At 71.7% G+C, this 20,243-nt stretch carries 17 protein-coding genes; 5 read left to right on the forward strand and 12 right to left on the reverse strand.

The window, feature by feature from the left end; all coding sequences use genetic code 11:
• Nucleotides 1-43: 43 nt before the first annotated feature.
• The 3 genes from rpmE to EV385_RS08395 form a co-directional block, all read right to left on the reverse strand.
• On the reverse strand, nucleotides 44-268 hold the full coding sequence (rpmE, locus tag EV385_RS08385; RefSeq protein ID WP_130508946.1) for a 50S ribosomal protein L31: 225 nt from the start codon (nucleotides 266-268) through the stop codon (nucleotides 44-46).
• Between the two features lie 202 nt (nucleotides 269-470).
• Entirely contained in the window at nucleotides 471-854 is a 384-nt protein-coding gene (locus EV385_RS08390; protein ID WP_130508947.1) for a type II toxin-antitoxin system death-on-curing family toxin, read from the reverse strand.
• The gene (locus tag EV385_RS08395; RefSeq protein WP_130508948.1) at nucleotides 851-1,060 is read right to left on the reverse strand and encodes a CopG family transcriptional regulator; all 210 of its coding nucleotides are present in this window, start codon (nucleotides 1,058-1,060) and stop codon (nucleotides 851-853) included. Before EV385_RS08395 ends, EV385_RS08390 begins: the two co-directional genes overlap by 4 nt.
• A gap of 130 nt (nucleotides 1,061-1,190) precedes the next feature.
• On the opposite strand from EV385_RS08395, the gene EV385_RS08400 reads away from it, so the two are divergent.
• From EV385_RS08400 to EV385_RS08410, 3 genes are read left to right on the forward strand one after another with little or no spacing between them, the layout of a single operon-like run.
• A complete protein-coding gene (locus EV385_RS08400; RefSeq protein WP_130508949.1) occupies nucleotides 1,191-2,261 on the forward strand; it encodes an RNA ligase in 1,071 nt (356 codons plus the stop codon).
• Entirely contained in the window at nucleotides 2,258-3,154 is an 897-nt protein-coding gene (locus EV385_RS08405; RefSeq protein WP_130508950.1) for a phosphatase domain-containing protein, read from the forward strand. The genes EV385_RS08400 and EV385_RS08405 overlap by 4 nt, the downstream gene beginning before the upstream one ends.
• Before the next feature lie 2 nt (nucleotides 3,155-3,156).
• On the forward strand, nucleotides 3,157-3,774 hold the full coding sequence (locus EV385_RS08410) for an RNA ligase family protein (protein WP_130508951.1): 618 nt from the start codon (nucleotides 3,157-3,159) through the stop codon (nucleotides 3,772-3,774).
• A 47-nt stretch (nucleotides 3,775-3,821) separates the two neighbouring features.
• Here the strand turns inward: EV385_RS08410 and EV385_RS08415 are convergent, their stop codons facing one another.
• From EV385_RS08415 to argS, 9 genes are all read right to left on the reverse strand, one after another.
• Nucleotides 3,822-5,012, reverse strand: coding sequence for a nitric oxide synthase oxygenase (locus EV385_RS08415; RefSeq protein ID WP_130508952.1), 1,191 nt, complete (start codon nucleotides 5,010-5,012; stop codon nucleotides 3,822-3,824).
• A gap of 220 nt (nucleotides 5,013-5,232) precedes the next feature.
• Nucleotides 5,233-7,197 (reverse strand): transcription termination factor Rho, encoded by a 1,965-nt coding sequence (rho, locus tag EV385_RS08420; protein WP_130508953.1) that lies wholly within the window; start codon nucleotides 7,195-7,197, stop codon nucleotides 5,233-5,235.
• A gap of 297 nt (nucleotides 7,198-7,494) precedes the next feature.
• Nucleotides 7,495-8,439 carry a homoserine kinase gene (gene thrB, locus EV385_RS08425; protein ID WP_130508954.1) on the reverse strand — a complete coding sequence of 315 codons (945 nt, stop codon included), beginning with the start codon at nucleotides 8,437-8,439 and terminating at the stop codon, nucleotides 7,495-7,497.
• A 54-nt stretch (nucleotides 8,440-8,493) separates the two neighbouring features.
• A complete protein-coding gene (locus tag EV385_RS08430) occupies nucleotides 8,494-9,717 on the reverse strand; it encodes an MFS transporter (RefSeq protein WP_130508955.1) in 1,224 nt (407 codons plus the stop codon).
• Nucleotides 9,718-9,771: 54 nt separating this feature from the next.
• Nucleotides 9,772-13,077, reverse strand: a complete 3,306-nt coding sequence (locus tag EV385_RS08435) for an efflux RND transporter permease subunit (protein ID WP_130508956.1) — start codon at nucleotides 13,075-13,077, stop codon at nucleotides 9,772-9,774.
• Between the two features lie 76 nt (nucleotides 13,078-13,153).
• Nucleotides 13,154-14,206: a threonine synthase gene (thrC, locus tag EV385_RS08440; protein WP_130508957.1), complete on the reverse strand. Its 1,053-nt coding sequence runs from the start codon at nucleotides 14,204-14,206 to the stop codon at nucleotides 13,154-13,156.
• A gap of 84 nt (nucleotides 14,207-14,290) precedes the next feature.
• Complete coding sequence (locus EV385_RS08445; protein WP_130508958.1) at nucleotides 14,291-15,613, reverse strand: homoserine dehydrogenase; 1,323 nt, start codon at nucleotides 15,611-15,613, stop codon at nucleotides 14,291-14,293.
• Nucleotides 15,610-16,995, reverse strand: coding sequence for a diaminopimelate decarboxylase (gene lysA, locus EV385_RS08450; RefSeq protein WP_130508959.1), 1,386 nt, complete (start codon nucleotides 16,993-16,995; stop codon nucleotides 15,610-15,612). The genes EV385_RS08445 and lysA overlap by 4 nt, the downstream gene beginning before the upstream one ends.
• Nucleotides 16,996-16,998: 3 nt before the next feature.
• Nucleotides 16,999-18,663 carry an arginine--tRNA ligase gene (gene argS / locus EV385_RS08455; RefSeq protein WP_130508960.1) on the reverse strand — a complete coding sequence of 555 codons (1,665 nt, stop codon included), beginning with the start codon at nucleotides 18,661-18,663 and terminating at the stop codon, nucleotides 16,999-17,001.
• Nucleotides 18,664-18,761: 98 nt separating this feature from the next.
• Between argS and EV385_RS08460 the strand changes: the two genes are divergently transcribed.
• Both EV385_RS08460 and EV385_RS08465 read left to right on the forward strand, forming a co-directional pair.
• Nucleotides 18,762-19,571, forward strand: coding sequence for a DUF3105 domain-containing protein (locus EV385_RS08460; RefSeq protein WP_130508961.1), 810 nt, complete (start codon nucleotides 18,762-18,764; stop codon nucleotides 19,569-19,571).
• A complete protein-coding gene (locus tag EV385_RS08465) occupies nucleotides 19,571-20,242 on the forward strand; it encodes a DUF305 domain-containing protein (RefSeq protein WP_130508962.1) in 672 nt (223 codons plus the stop codon). The genes EV385_RS08460 and EV385_RS08465 overlap by 1 nt, the downstream gene beginning before the upstream one ends.
• The last annotated feature ends 1 nt before the right edge of the window (nucleotide 20,243 follow it).

The following is a 20,243-nucleotide window of genomic DNA, read 5'->3' on the forward strand; positions in this document are numbered from 1 at the left end:
GCGCCCGGCCCCGGATCCCCCGGGGCGGGCGCCGTCGGCGCAGCTACTTCTTCTTGCCCGCGTTGACCTTGGCGTACTTGGCCTGGAACTTCGCGACCCGGCCCGCGGTGTCCAGCACGCGCTGCTTGCCCGTGTAGAACGGGTGGCAGGCGCTGCAGGTCTCGACGCGGATCTCGCCGCTCTTGACGGTGCTGCGGGTCGAGAAAGTGTTACCGCAGGAGCAGACGACCTCGGTCGCCTTGTACTCCGGGTGGATGCCGCTCTTCATGTCTTCGGTCCCTCTCGATGGTGAGGTCGCCGGGTCGCCGTCGGCACCGCCCGCCCCGGTGGGCGGCGCGGCTCGGGCGTGAACCGGAACCTACTGCTGGCCGATGAACCAGTGTGCCATGCCGCCAGGGTCGATCAGAAATCAGGAGGCAGGCACCGGTCCGCCCTGGCCAACGCCCCACTCCCCCACGGCATTCCCGCGCTCAGGCGTCCGGGATTCCGGCCTCCCGCAGGGCCGTGGCGACCTCCGGCACGTCCAGCTCGCCCCTGGCCACGCCCATGACCAGCTCATAGGCCTCGTCCTGCGTGAGGGCGGGCTGCCGGCCGCAGTTGAGACCGCAGAAGACCCAGCCGGCCGCCAGCGCGAGCCGCTTGTTGCCGTCCTGCAGCGGGTGGTTCTGGCAGACCGACACCAGCAGCGCCGCCGCCTTCTGCGCGATGGTCGGGTACGGCTCGTGGCCGAACACTTCGGTCCGGGGCCGGTGTGCCGCCATGGACAGCAGACCGACGTCGCGGATCACCACCGGATCGGGCTCCAGCACCGCGGCCGCGATGTCCGCCAGGTCCTCCGCGTCGAGGTAGATCACGCGCCCTCACCGAGGCGCCGCAGCGCGTCGGCGAAGTTGGTCTTGACCAGCTCCACCTCGCGCTTGATCATCGCTTTCTTCGTGTTCCGGGCCAGGTATTCCTCCGCGGCCTTCACCAGGAGGTTCTGCACGCTGGTCTGCTCGGTCGCGGCCTGGGTGCGCAGTCGCTCGGCCAGCTCCTCGCTGGGCCGGAAGTTCATCGCCATGCCGTCCACGGTACCAACCCGGTACCACGCGATTAGGGGGCCACTTCTTGATCGAAAACGGGAGGCGTTCGGCAGGCTGCCGCCGATAACGTGAGCGGCCCTCACCCCGCTCCCCCGGAAGGAAGCTCCGATGACGCTGCTCGCCGCCGTCCTCGACCCGGCCGAACTGGCCGCCGCGGTCGGCAACGGTCACGTGCGGACGCAGCGCCACCCGGCGCGGCCGTACGTGATCTACAACTACACCGAGGCCTGCCAGTACGCCGGTGCCTGGACCCCGGTGACGCTGGCCTGCCGGGGCCTGGTGGTGGACGAGTCGACCGGGCGGGTGCTGGCCCGGCCGTTCCCGAAGTTCTTCAACCACACCGAGTCGCACGCCCCGGCGCTGCGCCCGGACGCTCCCGTGGCCGTGACGGACAAGGCCGACGGCAGCCTCGGGGTGATCTACCGCGACGGCGACGCGCTGGCCGTGGCGACCCGCGGCTCGTTCGCCTCGGACCAGGCGAAGCACGCCACCGCGCTGCTGCGCAGCCGGTACCCGGGCTTCGTACCGCCGGACGGCCTGACCGTCCTGGTCGAGATCGTCTACCCGGAGAACCGCATCGTGCTCGACTACGCGGGCCTGAACGACCTGATCCTGCTCGGCGCGGTGGAGATCGCGACCGGCCGCAGCCACGGCCCGGCCGCGGTACCGGGCTGGCCCGGCCCGGTGGTGGACGCGTTCGGCTACGCGACCCTGGCGGAGGCCCTCGCGGCGCCGCCGCGAGCGGGCCGCGAGGGCCTGGTCGTGCACCTCACCGACACCGACGAGCGGGTGAAGATCAAGTACGCCGAGTACGTCCGGCTGCACCGCCTGGTCACCGGCCTGACCCCGCGTACCGTCTGGGAGGTGCTCGCGGCCGGCGACGACCTGGAGGCGCTGACCGAGCCGCTGCCGGACGAGTTCCACGCCTGGGTACGCAAGGTGGCGGCCGAGCTGACCGCCGCCGTGGACGCGCTCAGCGCCGAGATCGAGGCCGAGTACGCCCGGATCGTCGCGAACCTGCCGCCCGGCTGGTCCCGGCGCGAGTTCGCGGCGCGTGCGGTACGCAGCCCGCACCGGGGCGCCCTGTTCCAGCGCCTCGACGGCAAGGACTACCGTCCGGGCCTGTGGCAGGCGGTCCGCCCGGCCGGCGACCGGACGAATCGAGTGGATGAGGAATGACGAGGCTGCTGATCACCCGAGGGCTGCCCGCCTCCGGAAAGACCACCTTCGCGCGCAAGCTGCAGCCGCAGGTCGTCCGGGTGAACCGCGACGACCTGCGGCGGATGCTGCACGGCGCGCGGCTGTTCACCCAGACCGCCGAGGCGCAGGTCACGCACGCCCAGCGGGCGGCCGTGGAGGCGCTGCTGCGCGCCCGGGCCGACGTGATCGTCGACGACACGAACCTGCGGGGCAAGACCGTCAAGGAGTGGGCGGAGTTGGCCGCCCGGTTCCATGCCTCGTTCGAGGTGCACGACTTCACCGACGTGCCGCTGGACGAGTGCATCCGGCGGGACGCGGTCCGCGACGAGCAGGACCGGGTCGGCGAGGACGCCATCCGCCGCATGCACAAGCGCTACCTGGCCGGGCGCAACCTGCCGCTGCCGGTGCCGTTCGTGGAGCGCGGCGGCCCCGGCGTCGTGTACGAGCCGGACGGCACGCTGCCGCCGGTGGTCCTGGTCGACATCGACGGCACGGTCGCGCTGATGGACGGGCGCGGCCCGTTCGACTGGCGCCGGGTCGGCGAGGACCAGCCGAACCAGGCGGTCATCGAGGCCGTGCGGGCGATGCACGCCGCGGGCAACGCGATCGTCTTCTGCTCCGGCCGCGACGCGGTGTGCCGGGCGGAGACCGAGGCGTGGCTGGCGCTGTACGTCGGCGTGCCGTACGAGGCGCTGTTCATGCGGCCGGAAGGCGACAACCGCAAGGACTCGATCGTCAAGCGGGAGATCTTCGACACCGAGATCCGGGACCGCTGGCGGGTGGTCGGCGTCTTCGACGACCGCCAGCAGGTGGTGCGGATGTGGCGGGAGTTGGGGCTGACGGTGTTCCAGGTGGCCGAGGGAGACTTCTGAGAGTGAAGTACCCCCGCACCTTCCACCTGCCCGACTCCCCGGGCGCCACCACCGACGACCGGATCCAGGACGATCTGTCCTGGTTGGACGGTGAGTTGGTGGTGACGGAGAAGCTGGACGGGGGAAACCTCACCTTCACCCGCGACGCCATGTACGCCCGCTCGCTCGACTCGGGCACCCACCCGTGGGACCGGCCCGCGAAGGCGCTGTGGGCGATGACCTCGCATCGCATCCCGGACCACTGGCGGGTGTGCGGGGAGTCGATGTGGGCCCGGCGCAGCATCGCGTACACGGATCTGCCCGGGGTGTTCATCGTCTTCGGCATCTGGGACGAGACGGACACGCTGCTGGGCTGGGACGACACTGTGGACTGGGCACGCCGCCTGGAGCTGCCCGTGGTGCCGGTGCTGTATCGCGGGGGCAGCCTGCGCGAGGCCCGCGCCGCGTGGGCGGGCCTGCGCGACCCCGAAACCTCGGAGGGCTTCGTGGTGCGCAGCGCGGGCCGCATCCCCGCCGCCGAGTTCGACCTGCGCGTCCTCAAATGGGTACGGGCGAACCACGTGCGCACCGAAGCGTCCTGGCGCCACCGCGACGACTTCGCGGTGAACGGCTTCGCCTGATCCCCCGGGATCAGGAAAGTGGCCGCTGTCCTGGGCCGCCCGATCACTCAGCCCGCGTGCGGACAGCCCCGGGCCAGCGACGCCGCGTCGTCGTCCAGATAGAACGCGGGCCGCAGATCCATCTCGGCGTAGTAGCGGTGGAAGACCGGCGTCAGCGCGCCCGACATGGGCGGCACGATCCACGTCCAGTCGGCGGGCACCGGCCGGCCGGCCTTCTCCTCGTTGCGCAGATGCGCCACGAACCGGGCCGACTCGGTGTGGTGGTCGCTCATCTTGACCCCGGCCCGCTCGAACGAGAACAGCACGGCCCGGTTGAGCTCGACCAGGGCCCGGTCGCGCCAGAGTGTCGACTCCCGGCTGACGTCGAGGCCGAGCCGGTCCGCCACGACGGGCAGCAGGTCGTACCGGTCGGCGTCGGCGAGGTTGCGGGCGCCGACCTCGGTGCTCATGTACCAGCCGTTGAACGGGGCCAGTGGATACTGCACGCCGCCGACGGTGAGCCGCATGTTGGCGATCGCGGGGACGGCGTGCCAGCGCAGCCCCAGTTCCGCGAACCAGCCGTACTCGGGGTGGGACAGCGGGACTTCCAGGACCGCGCGATCGGGCAGCTCGTACAGGCGGACCCCCTCGGCGGGGGTCTCGATGGCCAGCGGCAGGACGTCGAACGCCTCGCCCTTGCCCCGCCAGCCGAGGCCCTGCATCGCGGCGGTGAAGCCGACCTGCCGCGGATCACCGACACAGCCGCCACCGGCCTGGCGGTATCCGGCGTACCGGATGAGCTGTTCGTTCCACACCCGGGCGTACGGCTGGCCGGGCTGGGCGGCGGCGAAGACGCTGATCACCGGCCGGATCGCGCCGAGCGCCTTCGGCGGCTCCGTGCCGCGCCCGCCACCCCCGGCGAACTGCAGGTGCGCCACGAGCAGCGAGAAGATCTCGTCGGCGGTACGCGCGCGGCGGCGGTCCAGCACGACCAGGCTGCGCCAGTACAGCCGGCCGATGCACCGGCTGGCGTTGCGCCAGGCCATCTTCGCGCCGTACGTGAGCTCGTCGGTGGTGTGCACGTAGCCCCCGGTGGCGGCGATCTGCGCGCGCACGACGGCCAGCCGGGGTTCCACCGGGCCCAGCCTCGGGTTCTCGGTGTAGCAACGGCGCAGGAAGTCCTCGGCCTCGCCCGGATCGACGGGAGCGATCGGGTCCCACGCTTCGGTTGGTTGATCCCGGTAGCCGGGCACGTTCATCGGCGCCTCCCACGATTCGACTCCGGGAGGTTCGCACGAGGACGGACCGCTGAACAGAACAGCATTCCCCACTTTTGCCGCGAATTGGACGTGCAAGTTGCGGCAGGGGCAACGACGTCAGACAGCCTGTGCGACGTTGATGTGTCACGCAATCGACAACGCTGTTACGCGAAGGGAGCGGCCACCCGACGGGTGACCGCTCCCTTTTCGCCCGCTGCGACTACTCGCCCGGGGTCGACTTCGCGATCTGCATGAGGAACTCGATGTTCGTCCGGGTCTGCTTGAGCCGGTCGAGCAGGAGATCCAGGGCGGCCGAGGACTCCAGCGAGGCGAAGACCTTGCGGAGCTTGTGCACGATGGCCAGCTCCTCCTTGCCCAGCAGGATCTCCTCCTTGCGGGTGCCCGAGGCCGACACGTCGACCGCCGGGAACGTCCGCTTGTCGGCGATCTTGCGGTCGAGCTTGAGCTCGGCGTTACCCGTGCCCTTGAACTCCTCGAAGATCACCGTGTCCATCATCGAGCCGGTCTCCACCAGCGCGGTCGCCAGGATCGTCAGCGAGCCGCCGTTCTCGATGTTGCGGGCCGCGCCGAGGAACCGCTTCGGCGGGTACAGCGCGGTCGAGTCGATACCACCGGACATGATCCGGCCGCTGGCCGGCGCCGCCAGGTTGTACGACCGCCCGAGCCGGGTCACCGAGTCGAGCAGTACGACCACGTCGTGGCCCAGCTCGACCAGGCGCTTGGCCCGCTCGATGGCCAGCTCCGCGACCGTGGTGTGGTCGGACGGCGGCCGGTCGAAGGTCGCGGCGATGACCTCGCCCTTGACCGAGCGCTGCATGTCCGTGACCTCTTCGGGCCGCTCGTCGACCAGCACGACCATGAGGTGGCACTCGGGGTTGTTGCGGGTGATCGCGTTGGCCAGCGCCTGCAGCACCATCGTCTTGCCGGCCTTCGGCGGCGAGACGATCAGCGCGCGCTGACCCTTGCCGATCGGCATGACCAGGTCGATGACCCGGGTGGTCAGGATGTGCGGCTCGGTCTCCAGGCGCAGACGCTCCTGCGGGTACAGCGGCGTGAGCTTGTAGAACTCGGGCCGCCGCCGGGCCTCCTCCGGCTCCATGCCGTTGATGGTGTCCAGCCGCACGAGCGGGTTGTACTTGTCCCGGCGCTGCGACGAGTCGCCCTCGCGGGCGGTGGCGCGCACCGCGCCGGTCACCGCGTCGCCGCGGCGCAGCCCGTGCTTCTTGACCTGCGACATCGAGACGTACACGTCGTTCGGGCCGGACAGGTAGCCGGTGGTGCGGACGAACGCGTAGTTGTCCAGCACGTCGAGGATGCCCGCCACCGGAACGAGGACGTCGTCCTCGGTGACGTGCGGCTCGCGGCCGCCGTCGCGCTGACCCTCACCGGAGTCCCGGTCACCGCGACCCCGCCGCCGGTCGCGGAACCGGCTGCGGCGGCTGCGCCGTCCACCCTCGCCGCCCTCGTTCTCCTCGTCGGAGTCGTGGGACTCGTTGCGCGGGCCACGATCGCCCCGCTCGTTGCGCTCGCCCCGCTCGTTACCCTCGCCCCGCTGGTTGCGCTGACGGTCCCGGTTGCGCGGCTCACGCTCGCCCCGGTCGCCCCGGTCGGCACGCTCGCCCCGGTCGGCACGCTCGCCCTCGGCACGTCCCTCGCTCTGCGCGGGCTCACGGCCGCCCTGCTCGCCACCGGAGCCGGACTCGCGACGCCGTCGGCCCCCGTCACCCTCGGTAGCGGGCTCAGCGGTCGGGGTTTGCGCGGGCTGGGCGGCAGCGGCGGCCGGCTGGGACTCGGCCGGCTGGGTCGCCGCGGCGGCCGCGGGCTGGGACCCCGCGGACGCGGCCGGGCGCTCCTCCGAGCGCTCCGCCGGCGCCTCAGCGGACTTGCCCCCGTTGGTGGCGCGCTGGCGCGGCGTGGCGCCGCCCTGGGCGCCCGCAGCCGCGGCTCCGCCGCCCTGGCGCTCCGTGATGGCGGCGATCAGCTCGCCCTTGCGCATCCGGGCGGTGCCGGAGATGCCGAGGGAGGCGGCGAGGCTCTGCAGCTCGGGCAGCAGCATCGCGGACAGGCCCGTGCCGCCGCGGCGGCGGCGAGCGGTGACCGTGGTGCTGGTGGCGTCGTCAGCGACGTCAGAAACACCCGACGTCACGTCGGTGGTGTCGCTCAATGGATTCCTTCCGTCGAAAAAAGCCAAGATCACCCGGGTCTGCAGCCTGGTGGCCGGGTGCCCTCGGACCCCGCTTCGCGTGAGCGGCGCGGGAGTTTTGCAGCACGGCAGCTCGACGGTTTCCCGACCCGTCAGACGGTGACGGGTAGGTCTCGGCGAGTGCACCGATCTGGAGACTGCTGTTCGACGTGTGCCTTGATGAGAGATGAGACCGGCAAGATCGCCGACAGTCTCGGGGGTGCGCGCCGAACCGCATGAGATCGCTTGCTTCGCGGCTGTGCTAGGTCTTGAGCGTAGTCAACTCGTGCGACCTGCGGCAACAGGGCCCCGCTCGGCGTGTTCCACCATACCCCCTCTGGCAAGAGCACCGCCGCCATCCACGCCCAGCGGCTCAGCGCGCCACGCCGAGCCGGGATGGAAGTCCGCCGGAACCGGCGTCAGCGCCAGCACGCTGGGCCCCGCCCCGCTGACCACAGCCGCCACCCCCGCCGCCCGCAGCCCCGCGACCAGGGACGCCGTGCCAGGCATCGCCGGAGCGCGAAAGCCCTGGTGAAGGCGGTCCTCAGTGGCCGGGAAGAGCAGCTCGGGCGCCGCGGTCAGCGCGTGCACCAGCAGCGCCGAACGGGCCGCGTTGAACGCGGCGTCCGCGTGCGGCACCTGCGGCGGCAGCGCGGCCCGCGCGGTGGCGGTGAGGCCGCGTTCGGCGGGCACGAAAACGGTCGGACGTACGCCCTCGGCGGTTGCCAGCCGCACCGCCCGGGCCCCGCCCGCCTCCGTCCAAGCGATCGTGAATCCGCCGAACAGGCAGGGCGCGACGTTGTCCGGGTGGCCCTCCAGCCGTGCCGCCACCCGCAGCGCCGCCGCGTCGTCCAGCCGGGCGGACCCGTCCGCCACCAGGGCCCTGGCCAGCAGCACCCCGCCCACGATCGCGGCGGAGGAGGAGCCCAGCCCGCGCGCCTGTGGGATGCGGTTGACGCAGCGCACGGCCACCCCGGCGGGGCGGCCCCCCATCTCGTCGAAGGCCGCCAGCATGGCGCGGACCACCAGGTGCCGCTCGTCGGTGGGCAGCTCGCCCGCGCCCTCACCGGAAACCTCGACCGTGAATGTGTCACCGGTCACAGTCGCGCTCAGGTCGTCGTGCAGACCGAGGGCGAGGCCCAGGGCGTCGAAGCCCGGGCCGAGGTTGGCGCTGGTCGCCGGCGTCCGTACGTGCACCGGATCGGAGACGAAGGTCGGTACCATCGCCCCAGCCTAGGGGGTGATCATCGACGGTGATGACCCGCACGCGCCGGAATCTCAGGTGTCCGCCGGGACCGGGCTCAGCGACAGCCGGCGGGTGGCGATGCGCCAGCCGACCGCGTACGTGAGGGTGATCAGGCCGCAGCCGGCGAGGACGACCTGCTCGCTGACCCGGTCGACCACCGTGGCCGCGCCCAGCTGGCTCACCGCGATGGCCAGCGTCGCCAGCATCATGTCCGTGGCGAACACCCGGCCGCGCAGCCGGTCCGGCACCTCGCCCTGCAGCGCGTAGTTCGACAGCACCCAGTTCGTGCCGCCCGCGAAGTGTGCGACGAAGACCAGCACCAGCACCAGCCAGAACCACGGGGCGACCGCCACGCCGAGGTAGCCCAGGCCGTACAGGCTCATCGACAGGGCCAGGCCGGGCAGCAGCCAGCTCCGGTGGCCGAGCACCCGGCGCATCAGCAGCGGGCCGACCAGGGCGCCGGCGCCGCGCACCGCGAACAGCAGGCCGGTGCCCAGCGGGCCCGCGCCGTACAGCGCGGCCAGCAGCGGGAACACCGTCAGGACCCCGTTGCCGAGGCCGACCGCGGACTTCACCGTGACCAGGGCCCGGATCCGCGGCCGGGCGCCGATGTAGCGCAGCGCCTCGACCAGCGCGGGCCAGGCCCGCGGCGGCGGCCCGGCCTCGCGCGGGGCCTGCAACGGGCGGCGGATCAGCGCGGTGAGCACGGCGGCCAGCGCCAGGCTCACGGCGGCCACGGCGAAGCTCACGTACGGGCCGAAGGCGGTGCTGAACACGCCCCCGAGGGAGGCGCCGACGATGGTCATCGTGCCCCAGGCCGACCCGGCGACCGCGTTGGCGGCGGCCAGGTCGTCCGGGTCGACGACGTTGGGCAGTGCCGCCGACGCCGCGGGCGAGTAGAACGCCTTGGCGACCGCCATCGCTCCCACGGCGACCAGTGCCAGCGGGGCCGTCGCCGCCGAGCGGACCGCGAACAGCAGCAGCATCGAGGCGAGCGCGGCCAGGTTGGCGGCCACCAGGATGACCCGCCGGTCGATCCGGTCGGCCACGGTTCCCGTGTACGGCAGCAGCAGCGCGTTGATCCCCGTGTCGGCGGCCAGCACCAGCGCGCCCCACACCCCGCTGCCGGTGAGCTGGGGCAGCAGCACGAGCAGGGGAACCATGACGAACCAGTCGGAACCAAACACGACGAGCTCGGCGCCGAACAGGCGGCGGAAGTCCCGGTTGCGGGTAAGGACCGACAGCGAACTGGCCACGTACGGAAACCTACCGGCCGCGCGCTTTACCGCGCGCGGCCGGTACGCGTCCGGTCAGGCGGGCGGCGTCTCCGGACGGCGCGGCATCCGCAGCACCTCGAACTGGTCCGTGTATCCGCGCAGCGCACCCCCGGGCTGCGGGGCGTCCGCCGGCTTGGCCTCCTCGGGCGACGCCGCCTCGAAGTGCACCGGCTCCGGGGCCTCGTGCGCCCCGCCACCGGCGCCCGGCGCCTGGGGAGCGGCCGGTGCGGACTCGTCGGCGGCATGCCGCGGCGCGTCCCCACCCGACTTGCGCAGCCGGCGCCGTTCCCGCTTGGCCCGCGACCGCTCCTTGCGGTTCTCGACCATCGTGTACAGCGTCGGCACCAGCACCAGCGTCAGCAGCGTGGAACTGACCAGGCCACCGATGACCACAATGGCCAGTGGCTTGGAGATGAACCCGCCCTCCCCGGTCAGGCCCAGCGCCATCGGCAGCAGCGCGAAGATGGTGGCGATGGCGGTCATCAGGATCGGCCGCAGCCGGTGCCGTCCACCCTCGACCACCGCCTCCTGGACCCCCATCCCCGACTGGCGGTAGTGGTTGATCAGGTCCATCAGCACGATCGCGTTGGTGACCACGATGCCCACCAGCATCAGCACGCCGATCAGGGCGGGCACGCCGAGCGGCGTACCGGTGAGCAGCAGCAGGATGATCGCGCCGGTCGCGGCGAACGGGATCGACACGAGCAGCACCAGCGGCTGCACCAGGCTGCGCAGCGTCGCCACCATGATGATGAAGACGATCGCGATGGCCGCCAGTACGGCGAGACCGAGGTCGGCGAACGCCTCCTTCTGCTGCTCGCTGACGCCCCCGATCTCCTTCGACGCACCGGCCGGCAGGGTCAGCGCGTCCAGCTTCTGGGTCAGCTCCCGGGTGGTCGCGCCGACGTCGGAGCCGGTGGCGGTGCCGGTGACCGTGGCGCTGCGGTTGCCGTCGATGCGGGTGACCTCTTCGGGGCCGGAGGCCTCGGTGACGTCGGCGACCTGGTCGAGCGTGACGACGCCCGTCGCGGTGGGCAGTGGCAGCTTGCGCAGCGCGTCCGCGTTCGCGGGCGGCGTGCCCAGGGAGATCACGACGTTCTGCGACTCGCTGTCGACGGTGATCTGCCCGGCGGGCGCCGGGCGGAACGCACCGGCCACGGTGCGGGCGATGCCCGCCTCGGTGAGCCCGGCCCGGGCGGCGGCCGCCCGGTCGACCGTGACGTCGAGCCGCGGCACGTTGGCGGCGAGGTTGGTGCCGACGTCCGTGACGCCCGGAGTCGCGGCCATGGCCTGGCGCACCTGCTCGGTGGCGGTGTTCAGGACGGTCGGGTCGCTGGCCTTGACGATGACCGAGAGCTGGTCGGCGTTGAAGCCCGAGCCGTTGTCGCCGCCGACGGTCACCTCACCGAGGCCGCTCATGCCGTCGAACCTGTCCCGCAGTTGTTCGGAGACGACCTCCGCGTCGGCGTCCGGTTCGAGGTGCACGATGAAGTTCGCGCCGCTGGCGTCGGCCGCCCCCGCGAACGGGTTGAACGTCCCGTTGCCGACCGTCACCTGGTACGTGTCGACGTCGGAGTTGTCCTTCAGCACCGCCTCGACCTGCCGGGCCGCCGCGTCGGTGGCGGCCAGGCTGGTGCCCGCAGGCAGTTGCTGGTTGATCATGATCGTGTCCTGGCCGGACTGGTCGATGAAGTTGGTCTCCAGCTTCGAGCCCAGACCCAGCGTGCCCACCAGGATCAGCACACCGATGAGCACGGTCGTCCACCGCCGGTGGGTGGCGAAGTGGATCACCGGCAGGTACGTGCGCTGCAGCGGGCTGCGCCGCTCCTTCGCCTCGGCGGCCGCCCGCACCTCGGGGGCCTCGTTGCCGCCCCCGGCCGGACGCAGGAACCAGTACGCCAGCACCGGGACGATGGTCAGCGACACCAGCAGCGACGCCAGCAGCGCGACGGTGACCGTGATGGCGAACGGCGCGAACAGCTGCCCCACGAACCCGCCGACCAGGGCGATCGGCGCGAACACCGCCACCGTGGTCAGCGTGGAGGCGGTCACCGCACCGGCGACCTCCTTCACCGCCGCCGTGATGGCGTGCACCTTCTCCTCGCCGTACCCGAGATGTCGTTTGATGTTCTCCAGCACGACGATCGAGTCGTCGACGACCCGGCCCACCGCGATGGTGAGCGCGCCGAGCGTCAGCAGGTTGAGCGAGTAGTCGCCGACCCACAGCGCGATCAGCGCCACGAGCACCGACAGCGGGATGGAGACCGCGGTGACCAGCGTGGAGCGCACCGACATCAGGAAGACCAGGATGACGATGACCGCCATGAGCAGGCCGAGCATGCCCTCGGTGGTGAGGCTCTTGATGGACTTCTCGACGAACGGCGCCTGGTCGCTGATGACCGTGAGGGTGGCCCCGGAGTTCTTCTCCAGCTCCGGCAGCTTGGCCCGGACCTGGTCGGAGATCAGTACGGGGTTGCCGTCCGGCGCCGCGGTGACCTCGATGCCGAGGCTGTCGACCCCCTCGGTACGGGTGTACGAGGTGGCCGTGGCCAGCTTGCTCTCGACCGTGGCGACGTCGCCCAGCTTGACCGGACCCCGGCTGCCGGTCAGATAGATGTCGCGCAGCTGCTGCACCGACGTGATCGGCGTGCCGACCTGCACGCTCAGCGAGCGGCTGCCGTCCGTAACCGCACCGGCGGGCACCGAGACCCCGTTGGCCTGCAGGATCGTGGCCAGCGACGCGGGGTTGACCCCGGCCGCGACCATCTTGGCCTGGTTGGGGGTGATGACGACCTGCTGCTGGCGCGCGCCGGTGACACTCACCGCGCGGACGCCCTCGATGGCGCTGAGCTCCGGGACCACGTCCTTGTCGAGCCGGTCGGCCAGCTCGGCCTGGTTCGTCCCGCCCGAGGCGGCCAGCACGATCGCGGGAATGTCGTCCGTGCTGCCCGCGAAGATTGTCGGGGTGACCCCGGCCGGCAGGGTCGGCTGGATCCGGTTCACCGACGTGGTGAGCTGGTTGATCGCATTGTCCAGATCGGTGCCGAACGCGAACATCACCTGGATGGTGGCCGAGCCCTCGCGGGTGGTGGAGGTGAGACTCTCCAGCCCGTCGGCGCCCTTGACGGCGTCCTCGATGGGCCGGGTGATCTGCTCCTCGATGATTTCCGGGCTGGCGCCGGGCAGGGTGGCGCCGATGAACGCGCCCGGGAACTCCAGCGAGGGCAGCAGTTGCTGCTTGAGCGATGGGATGGCGTAGATGCCGAAGCCGGTGACCACGAGCGCGATCAGCGCCACGAGCACACGGTTGGCGAGGCTGAACCGGGTCAGCACGGACATGTTTCCCCCGAAAAGGTCGACCAGACCTCACAGTCTGCCCGACCCGTTCGGCGGGTCTGCCCCTGCCCCGGGGGGTTCAGGCCAGGTCGAGGGCGCGGGCGGCGAGCACCACGTCGTTGCCGATCGTGGTGGGCTTGGGGGCGGTGCTGATCGCCCACTCCGGATCCTTGAGGCCGTGGCCGGTGACCGTGCAGACCACCGTGGCGCCGGCCGGCACCCGGCCCGCCTCGCCCTGCTGCAGCAGCCCCGCCACGCTGGCCGCGCTGGCCAGCTCCACGAACACCCCGACCTCGCGGGCCAGCAACCGGTACGCGTTGAGGATCTCCCGGTCGGTGACGGCCTCGATCAGGCCACCGGAGGTGTCCCGGGCGTCCAGCGCCTTCGTCCAGCTCGCCGGGTTGCCGATCCGGATCGCGGTGGCGATGGTGGACGGCTCCGGCACCACCTGGCCGTTGACGATCGGGGCGGCGCCGGAGGCCTGGAAGCCGTACATCTTCGGCAGTCGCTTGGCGTTGCCGGCGTCGTGGTCCTCCTGGTAGCCCATCCAGTACGCGGAGATGTTGCCCGCGTTGCCCACCGGCAGGCAGTGGACGTCCGGGGCGTCGCCGAGCGCCTCGACGATCTCGAACGCGGCCGTCTTCTGCCCGTGCAGGCGGAAGATGTTCACCGAGTTGACCAGGGAGACCGGGTAGTCCTGGGACAGCTTGGAGGCCAGCGCGAGGCAGTCGTCGAAGTTGCCGTCCACCTGCAACAGCTTGGCGCCGTGCACCAGCGCCTGGGCCAGCTTGCCCAGCGCGATCTTGCCCTGCGGCACGAGCACCGCGCAGGTCAGCCCGGCCCGCGCGGCGTACGCGGCGGCGGACGCGCTGGTGTTGCCCGTGGACGCGCAGATGATCGCCTTGGAGCCGTCCTCGACCGCCTTGGAGACGGCCATCGTCATGCCACGGTCCTTGAAGGACCCGGTCGGGTTGGCGCCCTCGACCTTCAGGTACACCTCGGCACCGACGCGCCGGGACAGCACCGGGGCGGGCACGAGCGGGGTGTTTCCCTCGTGCAGCGTGACGACCGGCGTGGCATCGGTGACCGGCAGCCGGTCGCGGTACGCCTCGATCAGTCCCCGCCAGCTCATCTCGTACCCCTTCACCTGCAACTGCGACGGTTCGATGATGCCGTATTCACCGATTGTGGGACGGCCCGTGACCACCTGCCGGGATCAGGCGCCGCCCTCCACGCGCAGCACGCTCGCGATCGACCTAACGATGTCGAGCTGCTCCAGTTCCGCGACCGTGGCGGCCAGGTGCGAGTCCGGGGCGCCGTGCGTGACGATCACCAGGGTGGCGTCGGCTTCGCGGCCGGACTGGCGCACCGTGGCGATGGAGACCTCGTGCTTGGCGAACACCCCGGCCACGGTCGCCAGTACGCCCTGGCGGTCGGCCACGTCGAGGCTGATGTGGTAGCGGGTGACCGCCTCGCCGATGGGCCGGATCGGCAGGTGGGCGTAGACGCTCTCGCTCGGCGCGCGGGTGCCCGCGAGGCGGTTGCGGGCGGCCGCGACCACGTCGCCCAGCACGGCGCTGGCGGTCGGCGTACCCCCGGCGCCGCGGCCGTAGAACATCAGCTGCCCGGCGGCCTCGGCCTCGACGAACACCGCGTTGAACGCGTCGCCCACGCTGGCCAGGGGATGGCTGCGCGGGATCATCGCCGGGTGCACCCGCACGCTGACCGACTCGGCGCCGCGCGAGTCCGGGCCGCGTTCGGCCAGGCAGAGCAGCTTGATCGTGCAGCCCATCTCCTTGGCGCTGGCCACGTCGCCCGCGGTCACCCCGGTCATGCCCTCGCGGAACACGTCGGCCGCGGTGACCCGGCTGTGGAACGCCAGGGAGGCGAGGATGGCGGCCTTCGCGGCGGCGTCGAAACCCTCCACGTCGGCGGTGGGGTCGGCCTCGGCGTACCCGAGCTCGGTGGCCTCCTCCAGGGCCTCCGTGAAGCCCGCGCCGGTGGTGTCCATGGACGACAGGATGTAGTTGGTGGTGCCGTTGACGATGCCGGTGACCCGGGTGATCCGGTCGCCGTGCAGCGACTCGCGCAGCGGGCGCAGCAGCGGGATCGCGCCCGCCACGGACGCTTCGTAGTACAGGTCCGCGCCGCCGTCGGCCGCCGCGTCGTGCAGGGTGCCGCCGTCCTCCGCCAGCAGCGCCTTGTTCGCCGTGATCACGCTCTTGCCGGCGCGCAGCGCCTCGACGATCCAGGTACGGGCGGGCTCGATGCCGCCCACGACCTCGATCACCACGTCCACGTCGTCGCGCTTGATCAGGCCCAGCGCGTCCGTGGTGAACAGGGCCCGGTCGACCGGCAGGTCGCCGCGCTGGCGGCCCGGACGGCGGACCGCGATGCCGACCAGTTCCAGCGGCGCCCCGATCCGTGCCGTCAGGTCGCCGGCCTGCTCGTGCAGCAGCCGGACCACCTCGGCGCCGACCGTGCCGCACCCCAGCAGCGCCAGTCGCACGGGTTTTCCGCGGGTTGGCTCAGAACTCATCCCACATCCAGACTCAGCAGGTCGGCCTCGGTCTCTCGCCGGACGATCACCCGCGACTCCCCGTCGCGCACCGCGATCACCGGGGGCCGGGGCACGTGGTTGTAGTTGCTGGCCATGCTCCGGCAGTACGCCCCGGTGCCGGGTACCGCGAGAAGATCTCCGGGCTGCACGTCGGCGGGCAGGAATTCATCCTTCACGAGGATGTCCCCGCTTTCACAATGCTTTCCCACGACGCGGGCCAGCAACGGTTCGGCCGCCGACACGCGCCCGGCCACCGTCGCGGAGTACGACGCGTCGTACAGCGCCGTACGGATGTTGTCGCTCATCCCGCCGTCGACGCTCACGTACGTGCGGATGCCGTCGACGTCCTTGACCGTGCCGACCTCGTACAGGGTGAAGACGGCCGGGCCCACGATGGCCCGGCCCGGCTCGACGGACAGCTTCGGCACGCGCAGCCCGGCCAGCTCGCACTCCGACTCGACGATCTTGTTGATCCGCTTCGCCAGGTCCGGCGCGGGCGACGGGTCGTCCTGCGTGGTGTACGCGATGCCGAAGCCCCCGCCCAGGTCCAGCTCCACCAGCTCGACCCCGCGCGCGTCGCGGATCTGCGCCTGCAGCTCCAGCACCCGCCGCGCCGCGACCTCGAACCCGGACGTGTCGAAGATCTGCGAGCCGATGTGCGAGTGCAGCCCGCGCAGGTCCAGCACGTCGTCGTCCAGCACCCGCACGGCCGCCTCGAACGCGGCCCCACCGGCCAGCGAGAAGCCGAACTTCTGGTCCTCGTGCGCGGTCGCGATGAACTCGTGGGTGTGCGCCTCCACCCCGACCGTGACCCGGATCAGCACCGCGGGCCGGACCCCGCGCTCGCGGGCCAGCGCGGTCAGCCGGTCGATCTCGTGGAACGAGTCGAGGATGATCCGGCCCACGCCCGCGTCCAGCGCCCGGGTCAGCTCCGCGGTGGACTTGTTGTTGCCGTGGAAGCCCATCCGCTCCGGCGGAAACCCGGCGGCCAGCGCGACGGCCAGCTCCCCGCCCGTGCACACGTCGAGGAACAGGCCCTCCTCGGCGACGATCCGCACGACCGCCTTGCACAGGAACGACTTGCCCGCGTAGTAGACGTCCGCCCCGGCGAAGGCCGCCGCGAAGTCCCGGCAGCGGGCCCGCAGGTCCGCCTCGTCCAGCAGGTAGGCCGGGGTGCCGTACTCCGTGGCCAGCTCGCGCACGCTGCGCCCGCCGATGGTCAGGGCCCCGTCGTCCGCGCGGGTCACGGTCCGCGGCCACAGCTGCGGCACCAGGGCGTTGACGTCCTCCGGGGTACGCAGCCACGCCGGCCCCCGGCTGCCCAGGTCACCGTGCAGCGCACCCGCCTCATGAGCCCTCACGGGTCACATCCTTTCCGGCGCGGAGACGCCGAGCAGGCCCAACCCGTTCGCGATCACCGTACGGGTGGCGTCGTTGAGCCACAGCCGGGCGCGCTGCAGGTCCGTGACCGGCTCGTCGCCCATGGGCAGCACCCGGCACTTGTCGTAGAACCGGTGGTACGCCCCCGCGACCTCTTCCAGGTAACGAGCGACCCGGTGCGGCTCGCGCAGCTCGGCCGCGCTGGCCACCACGGCCGGATACTCCCCCAGCGCCTTGAGCAGGTCGTTCTCCTTCTCGTGGCTGAGCAGGCCCGGCTGGAAGGCGTCCGGCTCGCCGCGGGTCAGTCCGACCTCGGCGGCGTTGCGGGCCACCGCGGCGGTGCGGGCGGCCACGTACTGGACGTAGTAGACCGGGTTGTCGCGGGTGGCCCTGGTCCACAGGTCGATGTCGATGTCGATCGAGGAGTCGGAGGAGTACCGGGCCAGCGCGTACCGGGCCGCGTCGACGCCGAGGGCATCCACGAAATCCTCCAGGGTGACCACCGTGCCGGCCCGCTTGCTCATCCGCAGCGGTTCCCCGTCGCGAACCAGGTTGACCATCTGGCCGATGAGGATCTCCAGGTTGGTCGCCGGGTCGTCGCCGAAGCAGGCGGCCATGGCCTTCATCCGGCCGATGTAACCGTGGTGATCCGCCCCCAGCATGATCACGACCCGGTCGAAGCCGCGCTTGCGCTTGTCCAGGTAGTAGGCGCAGTCCGCGGCGAAGTACGTCCAGTCGCCGTCCGACTTGCGCAGCACCCGGTCCTTGTCGTCGCCGAAGTCGGTGGTGCGCAGCCAGGTGGCCCCGTCCGACTCGAAGATGTGGCCCTGCTCACGCAGCCGCGCCAGGGCCTCGTCCAGTTCGCCCCGGTCGTGCAGGTCCTTCTCGTTGAAGTACGTGTCGAAGTGCACCCCGAACTGCGCCAGCGACGCCTTGATCTCGGCGAACATCAGCTGCACGCCCTCGACCCGGAACACCTCCAGCGCCTCCGGCTCGGGCCGCAGCAGCGCGTCCGGCACCGCCACCAGCACCGCCGCCGCGATCTCCGCGATGTACTCGCCGCCGTACCCGTCCTGCGGCACCGGCTCGCCCTTGGCGCTGGCGTACAGGGACTTGGCGAACCGGTCGATCTGGGACCCGGCGTCGTTGAAGTAGTACTCCGTGCCGACGTCGGCGCCGGAGGCACTCAGCAGCCGGGCCAGCGCGTCGCCGACCGCCGCCCACCGGACACCACCGATGTGCACGGGGCCCGTGGGGTTCGCGGAGACGAACTCCAGGTTGATCCGCTGGCCGGTGAGGCGGGCGGTGTGGCCGTACTCCGCGCCCGCCAGCACGATGTCGCGGGCCAGCTGGCCCGCCGCGGCGGCGTCCAGGCGGATGTTCAGGAAGCCGGGCCCGGCGATCTCCACGCTCTTGATCCCGGCGCGGCGGCCCAGCTCCTCGGCGAGCGCGGCGGCCAGCTCGCGGGGCACGACGCCGGCCCGCTTGCCGAGCTGCATGGCCAGCGTCGAGGCGTAGTCTCCGTGCTCGGGGTTGCGGGGCCGCTCGACGGTCGTCGAGGCGGGCAGCACGCTCGCGTCGAGGCCGCGAGCGGCGAACACGGCCCGGGCGGCGTCGAGAACGGTGGTGGCAAGGTCGGCGGGAGTCACCGAGTCATGCTATCCGGGTAGACTTTGGCGTTCGGCGGCGTCCCGGTGCCCTGCTCACGGGCCCGGCCCTCAATTTTCGAACACATTGATGAGGCACGATGAGCATCAGCAGCCCGGGTCCCGAGCGGAACCCGTCCACGGTCAAGGTCGACAAGACGTCCGGCCAGGGCAAGCCCCCGGCGGGCGGCGCCAAGCCGGCCGCCAAGGCGGGCGGCGGCAAGCCCGGCGGCGGTAAGCCGGGCGCCAAGGGCAAGGGCCGCAAGCCGGTCACGCCGGTCAAGGTCAGCGGCGGTCGCAGTTGGGGCCCCATCGCGGTCGTCGCCGCCGTCGTGCTGGTCGCCGTCGGCATCATCGGGTTCGGGGCCTACGCGGCGGTGCAGGGCGGCAAGTCGTGGGAGGACAAGGCCGCCGACATCAAGGGCATCGTCAACTACCGCGCCCAGAAGAACCCGCAGATCGACTCCCAGGAACACAAGGGGGGCCCGCTGACGTACGTCACCAACCCGCCCGTGGGCGGCGCGCACAACTCGGTGTGGCAGAACTGCATGGGCGACGTGTACACCGAGCCGATCGCCAACGAGCACGCGGTGCACAGCCTGGAGCACGGCGCCGTCTGGGTGACGTACAAGCAGGGCCTGCCCGCCGACCAGGTCAAGGCGCTCTCCGACAAGGTCGAGGGCAAGGACTACCTGATGCTCAGCCCGGTCGCGAACCTCGACAAGAACGTGGCGCTGCAGGCGTGGGGCTACCAGCTCAAGGTCGACAGCGCGGACGACTCGCGGATCGACGAGTTCATCAAGGCCCTGCGGATCAACGCCACCAAGGAGCCCGGCGCGGCCTGCTCCGGCGGCAACACCGCCACCGGCCCGGTGACCGCCGCCCCCAACGGAACGAGTATGAACAAGTAATGGACACCGACACCGACCCGGACGCGGCGGCCCCGGCCGCCTCGTCCGGCGACGAGCCCCAGCGGCCCACCCGGCGCCGCTGGGGAGTCGGCTGGATCGCCGCGACGCTCGTCCTCGGCCTGGTGGTCGGCGCGACCTTGGGCCTGCTCATCCCCCATTTGCGTACGCCCGCCGACGACTCGGTCGAGGCCGGCTTCCTGCGTGACATGAGCACCCACCACGCCCAGGCGGTCGAGATGTCGATGATCGCCCACGCGAACTCGACCAACCCGCAGATCGTCACCCTGGCGGGCGACATCGCGCTGACCCAGCATCAGCAGATCGGGTACATGCAGGCGTGGCTGCGGGACTGGGGGCTCAGCCCGACCAGCTCCCAGCCGCCGATGGCGTGGATGCCGGACTCGGCGGGCTCGGTGGTCAACAACCTCATGCCGGGCATGGCCACCCCGGAACAGATGGCCGAGCTGCGCAAGGCCACGGGCAAGGACCTGGACATCCAGTACCTGACCCGCATGCGCGACCACCACCTGGGCGGGGTCCACATGGCGCAGGCGATCATCGACTCCTCGGACGACGAGGACGTCGTCTGGCTCGCCAAGACGATGGTGAGCGGCCAGCAGTCGGAGCTGGCGTTGATCAACCAGATGCTCGCGCAACTTCAGCAGGCATGAG

The sequence above is a fragment of the Krasilnikovia cinnamomea genome (assembly GCF_004217545.1).
In the GTDB taxonomy this organism is placed as follows: Bacteria; Actinomycetota; Actinomycetes; order Mycobacteriales; family Micromonosporaceae; genus Actinoplanes; species Actinoplanes cinnamomeus.

What these genes read in the sequence shown, in the direction of transcription:
- rpmE (WP_130508946.1), bottom strand. Translation starts at nt 268, where the DNA reads ATGAAGAGCGGCATCCACCCGGAGTACAAGGCGACCGAGGTCGTCTGC.
- EV385_RS08460 (WP_130508961.1), top strand. Translation starts at nt 18,762, where the DNA reads ATGAGCATCAGCAGCCCGGGTCCCGAGCGGAACCCGTCCACGGTCAAG.
- EV385_RS08400 (WP_130508949.1), top strand. Translation starts at nt 1,191, where the DNA reads ATGACGCTGCTCGCCGCCGTCCTCGACCCGGCCGAACTGGCCGCCGCG.
- EV385_RS08435 (WP_130508956.1), bottom strand. Translation starts at nt 13,077, where the DNA reads ATGTCCGTGCTGACCCGGTTCAGCCTCGCCAACCGTGTGCTCGTGGCG.
- thrB (WP_130508954.1), bottom strand. Translation starts at nt 8,439, where the DNA reads ATGGTACCGACCTTCGTCTCCGATCCGGTGCACGTACGGACGCCGGCG.
- EV385_RS08395 (WP_130508948.1), bottom strand. Translation starts at nt 1,060, where the DNA reads ATGGCGATGAACTTCCGGCCCAGCGAGGAGCTGGCCGAGCGACTGCGC.
- thrC (WP_130508957.1), bottom strand. Translation starts at nt 14,206, where the DNA reads ATGAGCTGGCGGGGACTGATCGAGGCGTACCGCGACCGGCTGCCGGTC.
- EV385_RS08405 (WP_130508950.1), top strand. Translation starts at nt 2,258, where the DNA reads ATGACGAGGCTGCTGATCACCCGAGGGCTGCCCGCCTCCGGAAAGACC.
- EV385_RS08415 (WP_130508952.1), bottom strand. Translation starts at nt 5,012, where the DNA reads ATGAACGTGCCCGGCTACCGGGATCAACCAACCGAAGCGTGGGACCCG.
- EV385_RS08445 (WP_130508958.1), bottom strand. Translation starts at nt 15,613, where the DNA reads ATGAGTTCTGAGCCAACCCGCGGAAAACCCGTGCGACTGGCGCTGCTG.
- EV385_RS08465 (WP_130508962.1), top strand. Translation starts at nt 19,571, where the DNA reads ATGGACACCGACACCGACCCGGACGCGGCGGCCCCGGCCGCCTCGTCC.